The sequence below is a fragment of the Rickettsiella endosymbiont of Miltochrista miniata genome (assembly GCF_964031245.1).
GTDB lineage: Bacteria > Pseudomonadota > Gammaproteobacteria > Diplorickettsiales > Diplorickettsiaceae > Aquirickettsiella.
In genome coordinates, this window is the sequence record NZ_OZ035017.1 from 320,044 (window position 1) to 335,166 (window position 15,123).

14 protein-coding genes are annotated in these 15,123 nt (G+C 38.3%); 4 read left to right on the forward strand and 10 right to left on the reverse strand.

The window, feature by feature from the left end; all coding sequences use genetic code 11:
- Positions 1–15 precede the first annotated feature (15 nt).
- Positions 16–1,410 carry an LbtU family siderophore porin gene (locus tag AAHH40_RS01450; RefSeq protein WP_342220356.1) on the forward strand — a complete coding sequence of 465 codons (1,395 nt, stop codon included), beginning with the start codon at positions 16–18 and terminating at the stop codon, positions 1,408–1,410.
- A gap of 29 nt (positions 1,411–1,439) precedes the next feature.
- Here the strand turns inward: AAHH40_RS01450 and AAHH40_RS01455 are convergent, their stop codons facing one another.
- The 3 genes from AAHH40_RS01455 to AAHH40_RS01465 form a co-directional block, all read right to left on the reverse strand.
- Positions 1,440–2,003, reverse strand: a complete 564-nt coding sequence (locus AAHH40_RS01455) for a phospholipase D family protein (protein WP_342220357.1) — start codon at positions 2,001–2,003, stop codon at positions 1,440–1,442.
- 65 nt (positions 2,004–2,068) lie between these two features.
- Complete coding sequence (gmk, locus tag AAHH40_RS01460; protein ID WP_342220358.1) at positions 2,069–2,686, reverse strand: guanylate kinase; 618 nt, start codon at positions 2,684–2,686, stop codon at positions 2,069–2,071.
- Between the two features lie 3 nt (positions 2,687–2,689).
- The gene (locus AAHH40_RS01465; protein WP_342220359.1) at positions 2,690–3,556 is read right to left on the reverse strand and encodes a YicC/YloC family endoribonuclease; all 867 of its coding nucleotides are present in this window, start codon (positions 3,554–3,556) and stop codon (positions 2,690–2,692) included.
- 96 nt (positions 3,557–3,652) lie between these two features.
- On the opposite strand from AAHH40_RS01465, the gene rph reads away from it, so the two are divergent.
- Positions 3,653–4,372 (forward strand): ribonuclease PH, encoded by a 720-nt coding sequence (gene rph, locus AAHH40_RS01470; protein WP_342220360.1) that lies wholly within the window; start codon positions 3,653–3,655, stop codon positions 4,370–4,372.
- 149 nt (positions 4,373–4,521) lie between these two features.
- Complete coding sequence (locus AAHH40_RS01475; RefSeq protein WP_342220361.1) at positions 4,522–6,087, forward strand: APC family permease; 1,566 nt, start codon at positions 4,522–4,524, stop codon at positions 6,085–6,087.
- Positions 6,088–6,090: 3 nt separating this feature from the next.
- Here the strand turns inward: AAHH40_RS01475 and murB are convergent, their stop codons facing one another.
- The 7 genes from murB to cyoE form a co-directional block, all read right to left on the reverse strand.
- Positions 6,091–6,969, reverse strand: a complete 879-nt coding sequence (murB, locus tag AAHH40_RS01480; RefSeq protein WP_342220362.1) for a UDP-N-acetylmuramate dehydrogenase — start codon at positions 6,967–6,969, stop codon at positions 6,091–6,093.
- Between the two features lie 3 nt (positions 6,970–6,972).
- Complete coding sequence (gene murC, locus AAHH40_RS01485; protein ID WP_342220363.1) at positions 6,973–8,388, reverse strand: UDP-N-acetylmuramate--L-alanine ligase; 1,416 nt, start codon at positions 8,386–8,388, stop codon at positions 6,973–6,975.
- Between the two features lie 128 nt (positions 8,389–8,516).
- A complete protein-coding gene (gene ftsW, locus AAHH40_RS01490) occupies positions 8,517–9,665 on the reverse strand; it encodes a putative lipid II flippase FtsW (protein ID WP_342220364.1) in 1,149 nt (382 codons plus the stop codon).
- Position 9,666: 1 nt separating this feature from the next.
- On the reverse strand, positions 9,667–11,022 hold the full coding sequence (murD, locus tag AAHH40_RS01495) for a UDP-N-acetylmuramoyl-L-alanine--D-glutamate ligase (RefSeq protein WP_342220365.1): 1,356 nt from the start codon (positions 11,020–11,022) through the stop codon (positions 9,667–9,669).
- The gene (mnmA, locus tag AAHH40_RS01500; RefSeq protein ID WP_342220366.1) at positions 11,009–12,094 is read right to left on the reverse strand and encodes a tRNA 2-thiouridine(34) synthase MnmA; all 1,086 of its coding nucleotides are present in this window, start codon (positions 12,092–12,094) and stop codon (positions 11,009–11,011) included. Before mnmA ends, murD begins: the two co-directional genes overlap by 14 nt.
- Before the next feature lie 111 nt (positions 12,095–12,205).
- Positions 12,206–12,847, reverse strand: a complete 642-nt coding sequence (locus tag AAHH40_RS01505; protein ID WP_342220367.1) for an SCO family protein — start codon at positions 12,845–12,847, stop codon at positions 12,206–12,208.
- Positions 12,847–13,743: a heme o synthase gene (cyoE, locus tag AAHH40_RS01510; RefSeq protein WP_342220368.1), complete on the reverse strand. Its 897-nt coding sequence runs from the start codon at positions 13,741–13,743 to the stop codon at positions 12,847–12,849. Before cyoE ends, AAHH40_RS01505 begins: the two co-directional genes overlap by 1 nt.
- Positions 13,744–14,057: 314 nt before the next feature.
- Here cyoE and AAHH40_RS01515 point away from each other — a divergent pair, with 314 nt between their 5' ends.
- Positions 14,058–15,095, forward strand: a complete 1,038-nt coding sequence (locus AAHH40_RS01515; protein ID WP_342220369.1) for a hypothetical protein — start codon at positions 14,058–14,060, stop codon at positions 15,093–15,095.
- Positions 15,096–15,123 lie beyond the last annotated feature (28 nt).

Sequence of the window (15,123 nt, forward strand, 5' to 3'; positions counted from 1 at the left end):
TATAGGGATATAGGTATGAGACTCAAGGTAGTTATTTTCTCCTTGTTAGCTTTAGGGGCCAGTTGTCATGCCTTGGCTGCAGGAATCTATGACATCGACAAAGCCTATGAACAAGAAATTCTGCGCGCTCAAGTCAATGAGGCGGATTGGTTATTGAGTAGAAACCAACCCGGAGGTTTTGACCAGCCTTGTGGTTGGGTCTGTCGAATTAATGTGAGTGGTTGGATGAATACCGATGCTTATATAACTAATACACCCCCGGTCTTTGCGGTTACCAATCCTTTTTTTAATTACCCATTTGAGAATCTTCCCCCACAAGCAGTACCTTTTCGTCTCGCTACCAGCGGTAGAGCCAGTGATCTCATACTGAATAATGCCAATTTGTTTATAGATACTCGAGTTAATAATTGGATGAAGGCAAATATGTCATTGGTTTACACTTCTTTATCGGGTGTGGCAGGTGCACAAGGTGTTTATGAAATACCCAATTCTTTCTTACTCTATCGACCGATAAGCAGAACTAATCTTGATACTGCTTATGCAACGCTACAACATTTTAATGTTTCGCCAGTCTATTTACGTGTCGGTAAAGAATATGTACCCTTTGGTCAGTATGATCCCTACAGTTTCGTAACGAGCGAAAACCCAACGCAATTGCTGAGTGAAATAAATGCAACCACCGCACAACTTGGCTTTACCATGCCTAGCGGGCTCTATGGCTCTATTTATACGTTTGCAGGTCGCCCTAGGCTGGCGGATGGCGGCTCGACGCGCCGCATTCAAAATGGCGGAGTTAATTTAGGCTATACCTATAGTGATTGTATAAGTAGCTTTAATGTTGATGGTGGATATATAGGTAGTATTACTGATACTAATTTTTTATCCTCGTATTATACCAATACCAATATAGAGTTTGCGGTTAACAATGTTCCTGGTTTGCCGAATCAAAAAGCACCGGCTTATAATATAAATGCTGAATTCCAATGGGGGCCTTTCGATTTTAATGGTCATTATCTAGCAACGACTCGAAGTTTTAGAAAACCAACATTTTTAGCTTTTCCTGCTCCGCTGACGCCAGGTTTATTATCTGCGCTTACCTTTCAAAAACCAAAGTTATGGGGTTTAGAATTAGGTTTAACTTTTCCAGCCATCGCCAAACAAACTAGGCTGGCGATAGGTTATCAAGCAACCAAACATTTAGCAGGAATTTTACCGAGTAGGCGTATTTACGTGGATTATCTGATGAATATAAGTCAGTGGTTTGATGTTGGAGTCGCGATATTCCAAAACAAAGATTACAACTTTGGCGAAGATCAACTGGTGGGTATAAATGGTGTCGTGCTGAATAATGGCGCTACAGGCAATAAATCCACAGTCGGTCAGATACGCGCAAGTATTAAATTCGCTTAGCTGAATAAATTTTTTAAAGCTAATTAAATTTAAAAAAATCTATGTTGTTGAGGTTCAGTTTGTGGATTAAGATAGCGAGAGACTGCTCTACGTCGTTGCCAATTTTTCATATAGATATTAGCTAATTGCGTATCGTGAATAATTAACAAATTTTCTGCATTTTTGTTTTGCGCCGCCTTAGTAAAATTAAATGATCCCGTAATCACTTCTTTTTCATCAATAATCATGATTTTATTGTGCGCAATAGCGGGTTTATAATCTATCCAGCAGGGAATATGTTGGTTGACCAAAAAACGTGAAGCACTATATCTTTGTGTTTTTTGACTTTTATCCAGTATTACATTGACCATTACGCCGCGTTTTTTTGCTGCAACTAAATGAGCAGCGATGGGCGCAGACGTAAAGCTATACGCTTGCACAAAAATGGATTTTTTTGCGGCATCGATGACATCGGTAATTTCTTCAGTACAATTTTGACCGGGCGTAAAACAAACTTGAATAGTTGGGCAACCATTGGATTTGCTAATCGCCAAACTCATGGAGATAGGACAAATACCGAAAAGGAGAAAACCAAATAATAATTTTTTTAACATAAGTATCTTTTATTTAATATTGTTGTTTAAAGTTTATCGTTGCTAGATAAGTAAAATTAATTAAGTCAACTTAATAAGGTTTCTAACAAAGGTGCAAGTTCTTTTTTTTGTATACTGCAACGTAGACGTCTTACCCTTAAGATAGCGTTTAAATCGGCGAGTGCATTAGAGAAGTTTTCATTTACGATTAAATAATCATATTCATCATAATGGGTTAATTCAGCTTTTGCGTCGGCCATGCGTTTTTTTATGATGTCTTTTTTATCCTGTGCTCTAAGATGCAGTCTTTTTTCTAATACCTCCCAGGAAGGAGGGATAATAAAAATTCCTATCGATTCGGGCATTTTTTCTCTAATTTGCTGTGCCCCTTGCCAGTCAATTTCAAGTATGATATCGATACCGGCTTCAATTTTTTTTGTCACCCAATCGAGTGAAGTACCATAATAATGATCAAAAACGATAGCATGTTCTAACAAAGATTTTTTTTGAATAAGTTGTTTAAATTCTGTTTGGTCAATAAAATGGTAATCTATACCTTCCTTTTCACCCGGACGCGGTGGCCGTGTTGTATAGGAAATAGAAACTTCTAAGTTAGCTACCGACTCTAACAGTGCGTTAACGAGACTGGTTTTTCCACCACCTGAAGGTGCTGATATAATATAAAGTGTTCCGGGTATGTTCATAATTTACTCGATATTTTGCACTTGTTCGCGCATTTCTTCTATCAAAACCTTGACGTTAACGGCTGATAAGGTCAGTTCGGCATTTAATGATTTAGAAGCCAAAGTGTTTGCTTCACGATTCAATTCTTGTAATAAAAAATCAAGTTGCTTGCCTTGAGCTTGGTTTTTTGCCAATAAATTCTTAAATTCATGTAGATGGATCTGTAAACGATCCAGCTCTTCTGCTACATCCGTCTTCTGAGCAAATAATAACATTTCCTGCTCTAAACGGTTAGGATCTAAGCTGGTTTTAATTTCATGTAATCGAGCTAGAACTTTTTCGCGTTGCAGATGTAAAATGTGCGGTAATTGAATTTGAATATGCTGAAGCAGATCGGCAAGTTTTGTTAAGCGCAGATTTAATAATTCAAAAATGGCTTTACCTTCAATACTACGTACCTGACAAAAATCTTCTAAAGTCTCAGAAAATAAAGTCATTAATTCAGGTTGTATCACTTCAATACTTAATTCGGGAAATTTGAGTAATTGTGGCCAACGCAATAGTTCTCCTGGATTTAAGGGTGTGTTGGTATGTGCAAGATGGCCAATTTTCTTATAAGCGCCGATAAGCGAGAGGGTTAACTCTTCATCGATCTCAATCGGCATCGCTTTATTGAGATAGGACTTATAACGTAACTTGGCTTCTACTCTGCCGCGCTGCAAGCGTGCTTGCAGTTGTTTTCGGATCAAGGGTTCTAAATGGCTGAAGGTATCAGGTAAGGAAAGAACGATTTCTAAATATCGATGGTTGACACTACGAATTTCCCATGCGGCCTGACCCGATTCGGCTTGTTTTTCTTTTCTGGCAAAAGCCGTCATGCTATTGGTCATGGTAATTTTCAAGTTAAAAAGTATAATGCATGTTTTTACAGGCCCTATTTTAATCACTCTGCAAATAAAATCTAGTTTTATAAAAGGAAAGTAACCATGCGTGCGACAAAACGTGTTAATGATGAGCTTCGCGTAATCAACATGACTCGTTCTTATACGCAATATGCGGAAGGTTCGGTACTAATAGCGTTTGGCAATACCAAAGTGCTTTGCACAGCAAGCGTAGTACCCGGGGTACCAAAATTTTTAAAGGGTTCAGGTCAAGGTTGGATTACTGCAGAATATGGTATGTTACCTCGAGCAACACATACTCGTTCCGAACGAGAGGCGACTAGAGGCAAGCAAACCGGTCGAAGTTTAGAAATTCAACGCTTAATTGGACGTGTTTTACGTGTGAGCGTGGATCTGAAACAATTAGGTGAAAATACAATTTTTTTAGACTGCGACGTGATTCAAGCCGATGGTGGAACTCGAACCGCAGCTATTACCGGTGCGAGTGTGGCATTGAGTGATGCCTTAAGCGTAATGAAGCAAAAGGGGGAATTGACACAAGATCCCTGGCGATTTTTGGTTGCTGCTGTATCGGTAGGCATCTATCAAGGGCAAGTGCTCTTGGACTTAGATTATGCAGAAGATTCTCAAGCTGAAACGGATATGAATGTGGTGATGACCGAACAGGGCGGCATATTGGAAGTACAAGCCACTGCAGAAAAAAATGCTTTTTCTAAACAGCAACTGGAACAAATGTTAACTGTAGCAGAGAAAGGAATAAATCAGTTGTTTGAAAAACAACGAGTTGAGATAGGGAAAGTTTAATTTTTTAATATACTCTTAACACTTGACATTGTCTGTGTTACCGCGGTGCCTTGACAAAAATCCAATTGCTGTGAGTATAGTGCTACACTAGTAGCAATTTGCGTTTAGAAATTCCTTGAGTCTAATTAATTGTAAAAGGATTTAAAAAATTGCTAAAGCGTGATATTTCCACGACTAATATATTAATTGCTGCAGCGGGGGGCATGATAGGCTCTGCGTGGCTATTTACGCCCTTTATAGGTGCGCAGATGGCGGGGCCGAATGCGCTCATCAGCTGGATCATCGCAGCATTTTTTATGTTATTCATAGCCCTACCGTTATGCGAATTGGGGACTATGCTGCCGATTTCTGGCGGTTTATCGAATTATCCTACCTATACGCACGGCAGAGAAGTGGGATTTTTATTTTCCTGGATCACTTGGCTCGCATATGTGGTGATGACACCGATAGAAATCCAAGCTATTTTGCAATATAGCAGTCATTTTTTCCCCGTATTGTTAATTAAAGAAGCCACTTATTTTAAATTATCACACACAGGTTATCTGGCCGCAGTAGTGATCATGTTTTTTATCGTGGTTCTGAATAGTTATGGCATTAAATTCTTAGCGGAATGTAACAAATACGCTAGCATAGTGAAATTTCTTTTACCATCGATTGCCATTGTTGCGCTTATACATGTTTCACCGACACTACAAAACATCACACTTGATTTAACTAATAAAACCAGTTGGATAAACATATTTTCGGCTTTATCCGCAGGGGGTATAGCCTTTGCGTTTACCGGCTTTCAAAATGGTTTGATGCTAGCAGGTGAAGTAAAAAACCCACAAAAAAGTATTCCTATTGCCATTTTAGGTGCCGTATTAGTGGGTTTCGTTTTATATTTTATGTTGCAACTTAGTTTTTTAATGGCGGTCCCCAAAACTTATCTGCAACAAGGCTGGCAGCACCTTAGTTTCCCCGGTGATAGTGGACCTTTGGTCGGTTTAAGTTTGTTGTTGGGTCTTAGTGTAGTGGCGGTATTATTGCTGTTTGATGCAGCATTTTCTCCTTTAGGCACAACATTAGTTTATACCGCTGCTACGTCGCGAATTCTCTATGGCATGGCATTGAATAAACATTTACCGCCATTTTTTTTAAAACTCAATCGCTATCAAATCCCGTATGTCACACTTTATGCTAATTTTTTAGTGGGAATTTGTGCTTTTTTGCCGTTTCCGGGTTGGCAAAAAATGGTGGCTTTTTTATCTTCAGCGAGCATACTTTCGTATGGCATAGGCCCTATTTGTTTATTAGCATTACGCAAAATGCAACCGGGGCAACATCGTCCCTTCAGGTTATCGGCGAGTTTAATTATTTGTCATATTGCATTTTATGTGGCTAATTTAATGCTTTATTGGTGTGGTTTTTCAGTGATATGGAAGCTTTATGCCGCTATTTTAGTCGGTTTTATTATCTATCTTTGTTATCAAAAACGTCGATTTTGGAGCAATAATTTTAGTTTATATTGGTTTTTTTCTTATTTATCCATCTTATTGTTACTTTCTTATTTGGGTCCTTTTGGTGGTATAGCGCGTTTAAAATTTCCATTTGGTATGTTAGTAATATTTCCTTTTAGTGTATTGATGCTTTATCTATCACAATATTGCTTAGTCAGAGATCAAGCCGAAGAAGAATCGTTTGCATTGATGAATAAACAATTACAAGATTTATAAAAGTTAAGCTTCGCCGATAATACGCACTTCAGGTACTAAGCGAATGTGAAATTCGTGGAATACACAATCAGCAATTTTTTCAATTAAGGCTTCGATGTCAGTAGCGCTAGCATGGCCGTTATTAATAATAAAATTAGCATGCTTGATGGATACCGTCGCATTCCCTATGGTTAAACCCTTAAGCCCACACGCTTCGATCAAACGTGCGGCATAATCACCAGGGGGATTGCGAAACACCGAACCGCAATTCGGCTCATTAGTAGGCTGAGTGTCAGCACGATATTTAAGTAAATCACGGATTTTGGTTAAGGCTTTTTCTTTGTTGCCGGTTTTTAATTGAAACTCTGCAGCCAAATAAAATTCATCAGGAAATACACTGACGCTACGATAAGCAATTTTATATTCACTAGGATAACGAATTTTTTTTTCGCCTTGTCGATTTACGGTAAGGACTGATTTAACTATATTCCAGGTTTCGCTACCAGCACATCCGGCATTCATGACTAAAGCACCACCAATGGTACCGGGAATACCCGCTAAAAATTCAGCACCGATTAAATTTTTTCTTGCCGAAAATCGAGCGAAGGCTGGCGAAGCAACACCTGCTTCTGCATAAAGTGTCACATCGTCGATACTTTTTATTTTGTTAAGTGTTTCCTGTGTGATTACTACTGTTCCTTTGATGCCGCCATCGCGTATCAGTGTATTGCTGCCTAAACCTAAAAAAATCAAGGGTTCTTGTTGGGGTAACTGCTTAATAAAGCCAATTAAATCATTCATATCGGCAGGTTTATATAGGCGATCTGCCCTGCCACCGACTTGCCATGAAGAATATTCCGCTAATGTCGCATTTTCTAAAAGTTGACCATGTAAATTTTGCATAAATTATTCGCTTTCAATTGAGAGCGCTAGACTCTGTGCAATACTGCCAATATCTCCTGCACCTTGTAATAACAGTACATCACCGTCTTGTAAAACCTCATGTAAGGTTTCGGAGAGGTTTTCTTTATCTTCGATATGAATAGGACTAGCTTGAGTATTTAAACGTATCGATTTTAATAAGGCTGCACTATCTGCGCCAGGTATGGGTGTTTCTCCAGCGGAGTAAACATTTAATAGTAGTAAACGATCGACTTCAGATAAGATTTCTACAAAATCTGCAAAGAGATCGCGTGTTCGTGTGTAACGATGAGGTTGATAGGTCATCACTAAACGTCGGTTAGGCCATGCACTACGAATGGCTTTTAAAGTGGCTGCAATTTCACGTGGATGATGACCATAATCGTCAATCAACAAAGCATGTCCCTGTTTACATTTCAGTTTCCCTAATATTTGAAAACGTCGATCGACACCACTGAAATGCGATAAAGCCCCGCATATCACATCATCTTTAATCCCAAGTTCGGATGCAACGGCAATAGCGGCGAGTGAATTTAACGCATTATGTTCACCGGGGAGATTTAAAGTTATATCTAATGGTTCTTTCTTCGGTCGAGTAACGGTAAAGTAATTTTTAATGCCTTTTTGCTGAAAAGTGAGGATGCGAATATCCGCATCCTCACTAAATCCATAAGTGATAATGGGGCGCATAATATCAGGTAAGATTGATCGGACAAAAGGATCATCACAGCACATAATGGCTAAACCATAGAAAGGTAAATGCCATAAAAATTCCAAAAAGCTTTTCTTTAGTTGCTGAAAATTACCATCATAAGTTCCCATATGATCCATATCGATATTAGTCACAATAGCAATCATGGGTTTTAAATAGAGGAAAGAAGCATCACTTTCATCCGCTTCAGCGACCAAATAGCGGCCGGCGCCTAGACGCGCATGCGTACTGGTGCTATTCAATTTACCGCCAATAACAAACGTTGGATCCAGTCCGCCCTCTCCTAATAAGCTAGCGACTAAACTCGTTGTGGTGGTTTTTCCGTGTGTTCCTGCGACGGCAATACTATAACGAAAGCGCATTAATTCAGCGAGCATCAAGGCCCTTGGAACAACAGGTATGAGTGCGTTACGTGCGGCCACGATTTCAACATTGTCGGGGGACACTGCACTAGAATAAACAATCACATCGGCATTACGGATATGTTTTTCGTGGTGACCAAGTTGGATCTCTGTGCCTAATTTTCGCAGATGTCGCGTCATGGCATTTTCTTGAAGATCAGAGCCGGAAATAATATAGCCTTCATTTAATAAAATTTCAGCAATACCACCCATGCCAGCACCACCAATTCCGACGAAATGGAGGTGTCGAATACGTCCCATTTGATGATCAACAAAAGGGATTTTCATGACTAAAAACCTATAGTGTATGTAAGGAGGCGTATTGTGGCATTAGTTGGCTAGTACCTTCAACTTTTGATGAGTGGATAGTGATGTTATATAGCAGTTTTCATTATAGGAAGCAGTTGAGAAACTTGCTATTGATCGACTTTAAAGCCAAATTGGATTAGGCGATATTCATAGTCAATACGCAACAATAATGCCAGCATAATGCAGGTCATGAGTAAGCTGCTTCCTCCATAGCTCATGAGTGGTAATGTTAAACCTTTGGTTGGTAATACGCCGGTATTGACCCCAATATTAATCATGACCTGTAAGGCAATGTTTAAGCCAATACCATAAGCAAGATAAGCCGAGAAACGCTGGCCAATATTAAAACAACAATAGCCTATAGTTAATGCCCGCCAGACTAGTAGTGAAAATAATAGGATCATAAATAACCCGCCGATTAAGCCTAGTTCTTCGGTAAGCACTGCAAACAAAAAGTCTGTGTGCGCTTCAGGGAGATAAAATAACTTTTGTATACTTTCACCCAGTCCGACACCAACCCAGCCACCACGACCAAAAGCAATTAATGATTGGGTTAATTGATAACCCGAATCAAATTGGTTAGCCCAAGGGTTAAGAAAAGTTGTTAGACGCGCTAAACGATAGGGTGAACTAATCGCTAATACGCCTAAAATAATCGATACACCGGTTAACAGAATAATAAATTGCCAAATTCGTACACCGGCTAAAAATAACATCCCTAAACTAGTCACTAATATTACTGTAGCCGCTCCAAAATCGGGTTCGCGTAATAGTAAAAAAGTAATGACAGCCAGAACCATTAACGGCTTAAGAAAACCGCGAATTTGATTTTGTACCTGTTTTTCTTGGCGTAATAGATAACCTGCCAGATAAACAATCATCGTTAATTTGACGAATTCAGAAACTTGTAATCCAAAAGGACCAAAACCTAACCAACGCATACTTCCGTTAACTTGTCTGCCAATACCTGGCAATAAAACTAAAAAAAGTAAACCAATACTCAATACTAACAATGCAAGACTGACTTGTTGCCAGTAGGAAGTTTTTATTTGTACAACAATAATTCCTGCTGCAATGCCTAAGACTAAGTAAAAAAGCTGATGGAAAAAAAAATGGAAAGGTTGACCATATTGATGTTCAGAAATCACAATAGAGGTGGAAGCGACCATCAAAAGGCCAAAAGCAAGTAAAGTAGCAATAACGATAAGTAACCAACGATCATACAAAACGATGGATGAAACATCCGATTTAGGCATATCAATGGATTCCTCGAGCTAAATCGCTAAAAATATCACCACGCTCTTCATAATTTTTAAACATATCCATACTGGCACAGGCTGGCGAAAGAAGTACAATATCTCCTTGTGTTGCGGTTTGATGGGCTAAATTTACCGCCTGAGCCAAATCATTGGTCATATCGATGGCCGTACTATCGGCTAAAGTATTTTTTAATAAGCGAGCATCTCGGCCGATTAAAATCATCTTTTTAACATAACGTTTTACTGGATCGTGTAGTAATGAAAAATCCGCGCCTTTTGCTAAGCCGCCAGCAATTAAAATGATTTTACCTGAAATAGCTGGGCCTAATCCATTTAATGCAGCAAGTGTTGCGCCAACATTGGTTGCTTTAGAGTCGTTATACCAAGTTACGCCTGCATGTTCTTTAATCCATTGGCAGCGATGAGGTAAACCTTTAAATTGACAAAGTGCAGTTAACATTGCTGTTGTTGGTAATCCAATCGCATGCCCTATCGTTAAAGCAGCTAAGGCATTGGCCCAATTGTGCCGGCCTTTTATAGGCATTTTTTCAATAGGGAGTAAAACTTCATTACCTTTCGCAAGATAGTTTTTTTGGTTGACGACTTGCAAGCCAAATTCTTTTGTATCGGGTTTTAGGGGCTCTAAACCGAAACTGATTATTTTTTTTGCTTTAAAGTTAGGATAAGTATTTAAATCTTCTCGATTCCATAAGGCGATCTCACACTCCTGGTAAATCCTTTGTTTAGCTTGTATATAAGCGGCTAAAGTTTTATGCCGATCTAAATGATCTGGACTGATGTTAAGTATGCAGGCTAATTTAGGACGTAAATGGTAAGTAGTTTCTAATTGGAAACTTGAAATTTCTAATACATAAAAATCCGGTGTTGGTTGTGCAAGTAAATCTAATGCCGGTTTACCGATATTTCCTCCCACTGCAACCTTTAGTTTTGCTTGCCTTATCATATCACCTACTAAGCTGGTAACTGTCCCTTTGGCATTACTACCAGTAATCGCAATGATAGGTGCATGAGCATGCTGGGCAAATAATTCAATGTCGCCTATAGGTTTAAGTTTATATTGTTTTATCGCCGTACTGATGTTCTCTCCGTTTAGATCGACGCCGGGACTGACAATTAATTCTTTACAATCTTGGAAATGGTTCGGATCAAAAGATCCTAAGTGGGAGGTAGCGTGCGGAAATTCTTTTTGAAATTCTGATAATTTTGGTGGATTTAAACGACTATCCAAGCATGTGAAAGGCAATTTTAATCGAGTAAAATAGCGTGCGCAGGAAAGTCCAGTTTCACCTAAGCCAACAATCAAACGTTTATGCATAGGATTAGAGTGTGGCATCAATAACTCCGCCTCCCAGGCAGGTTTGTTGCTGATAAAAAACCACCGATTGACCTGGTGTGATCGCGCGCTGTGGTATTTCAAATTCCACTTGGTATTTATTATCGCTAGAAGGTTTGAGTAGGCAAGGGGTCTCCAGTTGTCGGAAACGCGTTTTCGCTGTGCAATATAATGGCTTTATGGGAGGGCGGTCATTGATCCAATGCAGCTGCGTGCAAACTAGCGCGGGAGCAAAGAGCTTAGGATGATTGTGCCCTTGTACCACTATTAATGTATTTCGCGTAAGCTGCTTATCGGCAACATACCAAGGCGATGCGGATTTTTCTTTTCGACCACCAATACGCAATCCTTGCCGTTGACCTATGGTGTAAAACATTAGGCCATCATGTTGTCCAAGTATTTCGCCTGCTAATGTTTCTATGTTGCCAGGTTGCGCGGGTAAGTAAGTTTGTAAAAACTGTTTAAATTTGCGTTCGCCAATAAAGCAGATACCGGTACTATCTTTTTTAGTCGCATTAAGAAAACCTGCTGATTTAGCGATTTTCCGTACTTCGGGTTTGGTTAGCTTGGTCAATGGAAATAAGGTTTTGGCTAAAGGTTCTTGGCCTAAAGTATATAAGAAATAGGTTTGGTCTTTATTTTGATCGGCACATTTGAGCAATTGATACGAGTTATTTACATAGGATTTTCCTGCATAATGGCCGGTAGCAATAAAATCAGCGCCATATTGTAGAGCATAATCAAGAAACGTTTTAAATTTAATTTCTCTATTACAGAGGATATCCGGGTTGGGCGTGCGGCCTAATTGATATTCTGCTAAAAAATGCGTAAATACGCGATTCCAATATTCAGCAGCAAAATTAATGGTATGCAATGGAATCCCTAATTTATCACAGACAGCTTGGGCATCGGCAATGTCGGTACTGGCTGAGCAATAATCTTCAGTATCATCTTCTTCCCAGTTTTTCATAAACAGCCCTTCGACTTGGTAACCTTGCTCTTTAAGCAATAAAGCAGTCACTGAGGAATCTACACCCCCCGATAGGCCGACCATAACACGTTGTTTTTTCATTGATTTTTTTCTACATCTGGACGCACAAGCTTATTATAGTGGAGAAGCTAGCATAATTTACCTTCATACAGGCCAGTTTTCTAGTTGTTTAGTAAACTATCGAAGAAATAATTATTGGCTAACTAAGTTCTTATAGTCCTGTTTTATGCCTGCCTCATCATGCGGAGGTGAAAAAATGGCGGTTAACTTACCCTCTGGATTGATCAAGTATAGAGTCCCGCTATGGTCAATCTGGTAGTTATTTTCCGAAGGTTTGCTTTGCTGAGCTTGTATATAGACGACTCCCATCTGTTTGCTCAATTGTTGTATTCCAGCTAGCGGCCCTGTAAGGCCGATAAAATTAGGATTAAACGCTTTAACATAAGATCCGACTACTTTTGGTGTGTCTCGTCTAGGATCGAGTGTAATAAAGATAACTTGCGGGAGGGGAATTTTTTCGGTTTTTAATTCCGTATAAAGCTGCGTCAACATAGCCATCGTTAGTGGGCAAATGCTTTGACAATGAGTAAAGCCGAAGAACAGTAAGCTGAAATGACCTTCTAAATTATGATTAGTAAATGGTTTGCCTAGGCCATTAACCAAATGAAACTCGGGTATTGATTGTGGTTGATCGATGCTAGTGCCAGCAATGGGTGGCGTTACGATGCGAGTTTTTGTCGAGTGCCATAGATTGACACCTATACCTAAGCCTAAAGCGAGTATGGCAAAAATGATAAAGGCTAAAAATCGTTTATTAGAGACAGGGCAGGTCATTAAATATTCCTCATTAAAGAATGGTCCATGAACAAACAAGCAAACAGCATAAGTAAATAAAAATTCGAATAATGAAAGGTTTTTATCGCCATTGCGGCTTTAGTTTGCTTTAATAAATCAGCTGCAGCAACTATAAATCCCATATTCAGCAATAAAGCGGCAGCTAAATAAAAGAAACCACTCATACCTAAGCTGAAAGGTAACAAACTAATTCCACTTAAAAGTAACGTATAAAGAAAAATTTGTTGCTTGGTATAAGCGATACCATGCGTCACTGGCAACATAGGGAGATTGCTTTTGGCATAGTCAGTATGTCTAGCAATCGCTAATGACCAGAAGTGCGGTGGAGTCCAAATAAAAATAATTAAAACCAGGATCAAGCCACCCGGGTCAATGTTTCCTGTGACAGCAGTCCAGCCTAATAGAGGCGGTGTTGCACCCGCCAAGCCACCGATGACTATGTTTTGTGGGGTGTGTCTTTTTAAATATAAAGTATAAATAAATGCATAAGCGATTAGGCTGAAAAAGCTTAAAAAACAAGTTAATAAATTACTCGATAGGCTCACCACGACTAACCCTAATAGACTAGCGGTTAACGAAAATATTAGAACATGCCTCGTTGAAATTTTTCCCTGCGGTAAGGGGCGTCGTTCGGTACGCGCCATTAGAGTGTCCAAATGATGTTCTAATAAATGATTCAGTGCTCCAGCAGAACTAGCTATCAAACCGATACCTAATAATGTAAACAAACTTAATCGCCAAGAAATCGGTGTTGAAGAAGCGAGCGACATACCCACCCAAACGGTGATTAACATTAAACTAGTGACGCGCCATTTCCCTAATTCTAAATAGATTAGAGTTCTATTAGCCAAGCACACGGCAAAATTCTTTAGCATGATGTTCCTTATAGTTTTTAACTATCCCTCATGAAGCGAAAAAAATTATACGAGAATAATTCCATTAAAGGTAGAGTTTAATAAAAAAATTAAATTATTAATTATTTCTATTTTATAAAGCCATAACAATATCTTGAAGATAAAAAATTATTTTAAAATTTAAATAAATTTTAAAATTTTGTATTTTAAATAAATAAAAAAATAACTAGACAAAATTATTTTATTAGTGATAAATTGTTTCCGATTAAAAATTAAATGAAATAGAAAATATTTTTATTTAATAAAACTAAAAATAATAAAAAAAGAGGTTCAATATGCGTCCTATTTATTCATTCACCCTAAAAGATCTAATAAGTTCTAAAGATAACTCTGAAAATCAAAATTACAAATTTATAGTAATAAAAGAACACAATTATAAATTAAAAAAAATTATCAAAAACCAAAATATTACTATAGAGGAAGTAGACGGTCTCAACTATGAACAATCCACAAAAGATTTTTTATTTTTTAAAATAGAGACATCTAATAGTAAGGATTTCCAAAAATACTTGAAGACAAAACTAGCAGATTTTTTAATAGAAAATAATGGTATAGAAAAAGAATCTACCAAAAGCTTTCTTAAATATTTAGAAGACGATTCGACTTATGGTTTTGACGCTGTTACTCCAATTGAAAACGAAGATAAGCTACTAATAGAGGCTATTTTAAATTCTCCATCATCTACCCCTACATTGCTCCGTCCAAACTCAGTAAGGTATGAAAGTGTATCCGAAAAAACTCCCTTAAGAAAAATACCATCTTTTCATGATTTGCCAAAGGAAAATTCACCTAAAATATCGAGGCCAGCAATCTCTCCTGACCAATTTTGCTCACAGCATTCCATTCATAGTCAGGATTCATTAGAAACTTCAGCACGAGCTTATTTAATTGAAGGCGCACAAAAAATCCACTCCTTTTTTACTGAGAAAGAACATAATAATAACTTAGCAAATATCGAAAGACATGGTCTCAATATTAAAGGTAGTTATTTTAATGGTAATGGAAAATCAAAAATATTATTAAATATTACAGAACTGGCCGCACAGATAAGAAATAGTACCAATGAAATAGGCAGTGAATCCTCAAGCGAACAAATACTGGGATTAAAACAAAATATTTCCAAACTAAACGTAATTATTAATGACAAACAGAATCTTGAAACTTTATCCCGCTACCGAGGTTTTTCGGCATTTAAATGTTTTGCAACACTTTGGGGTGGTGGAAAAGTTAAAAGTATTGAATATGTCGAACAATTGCGAGAACAAGTAGGTTCTTTATCTAAAGATCTTACTGCGTTAAGACCTACTGTTTAATTAAAATTAAGAAAATAAGGGCAGACTT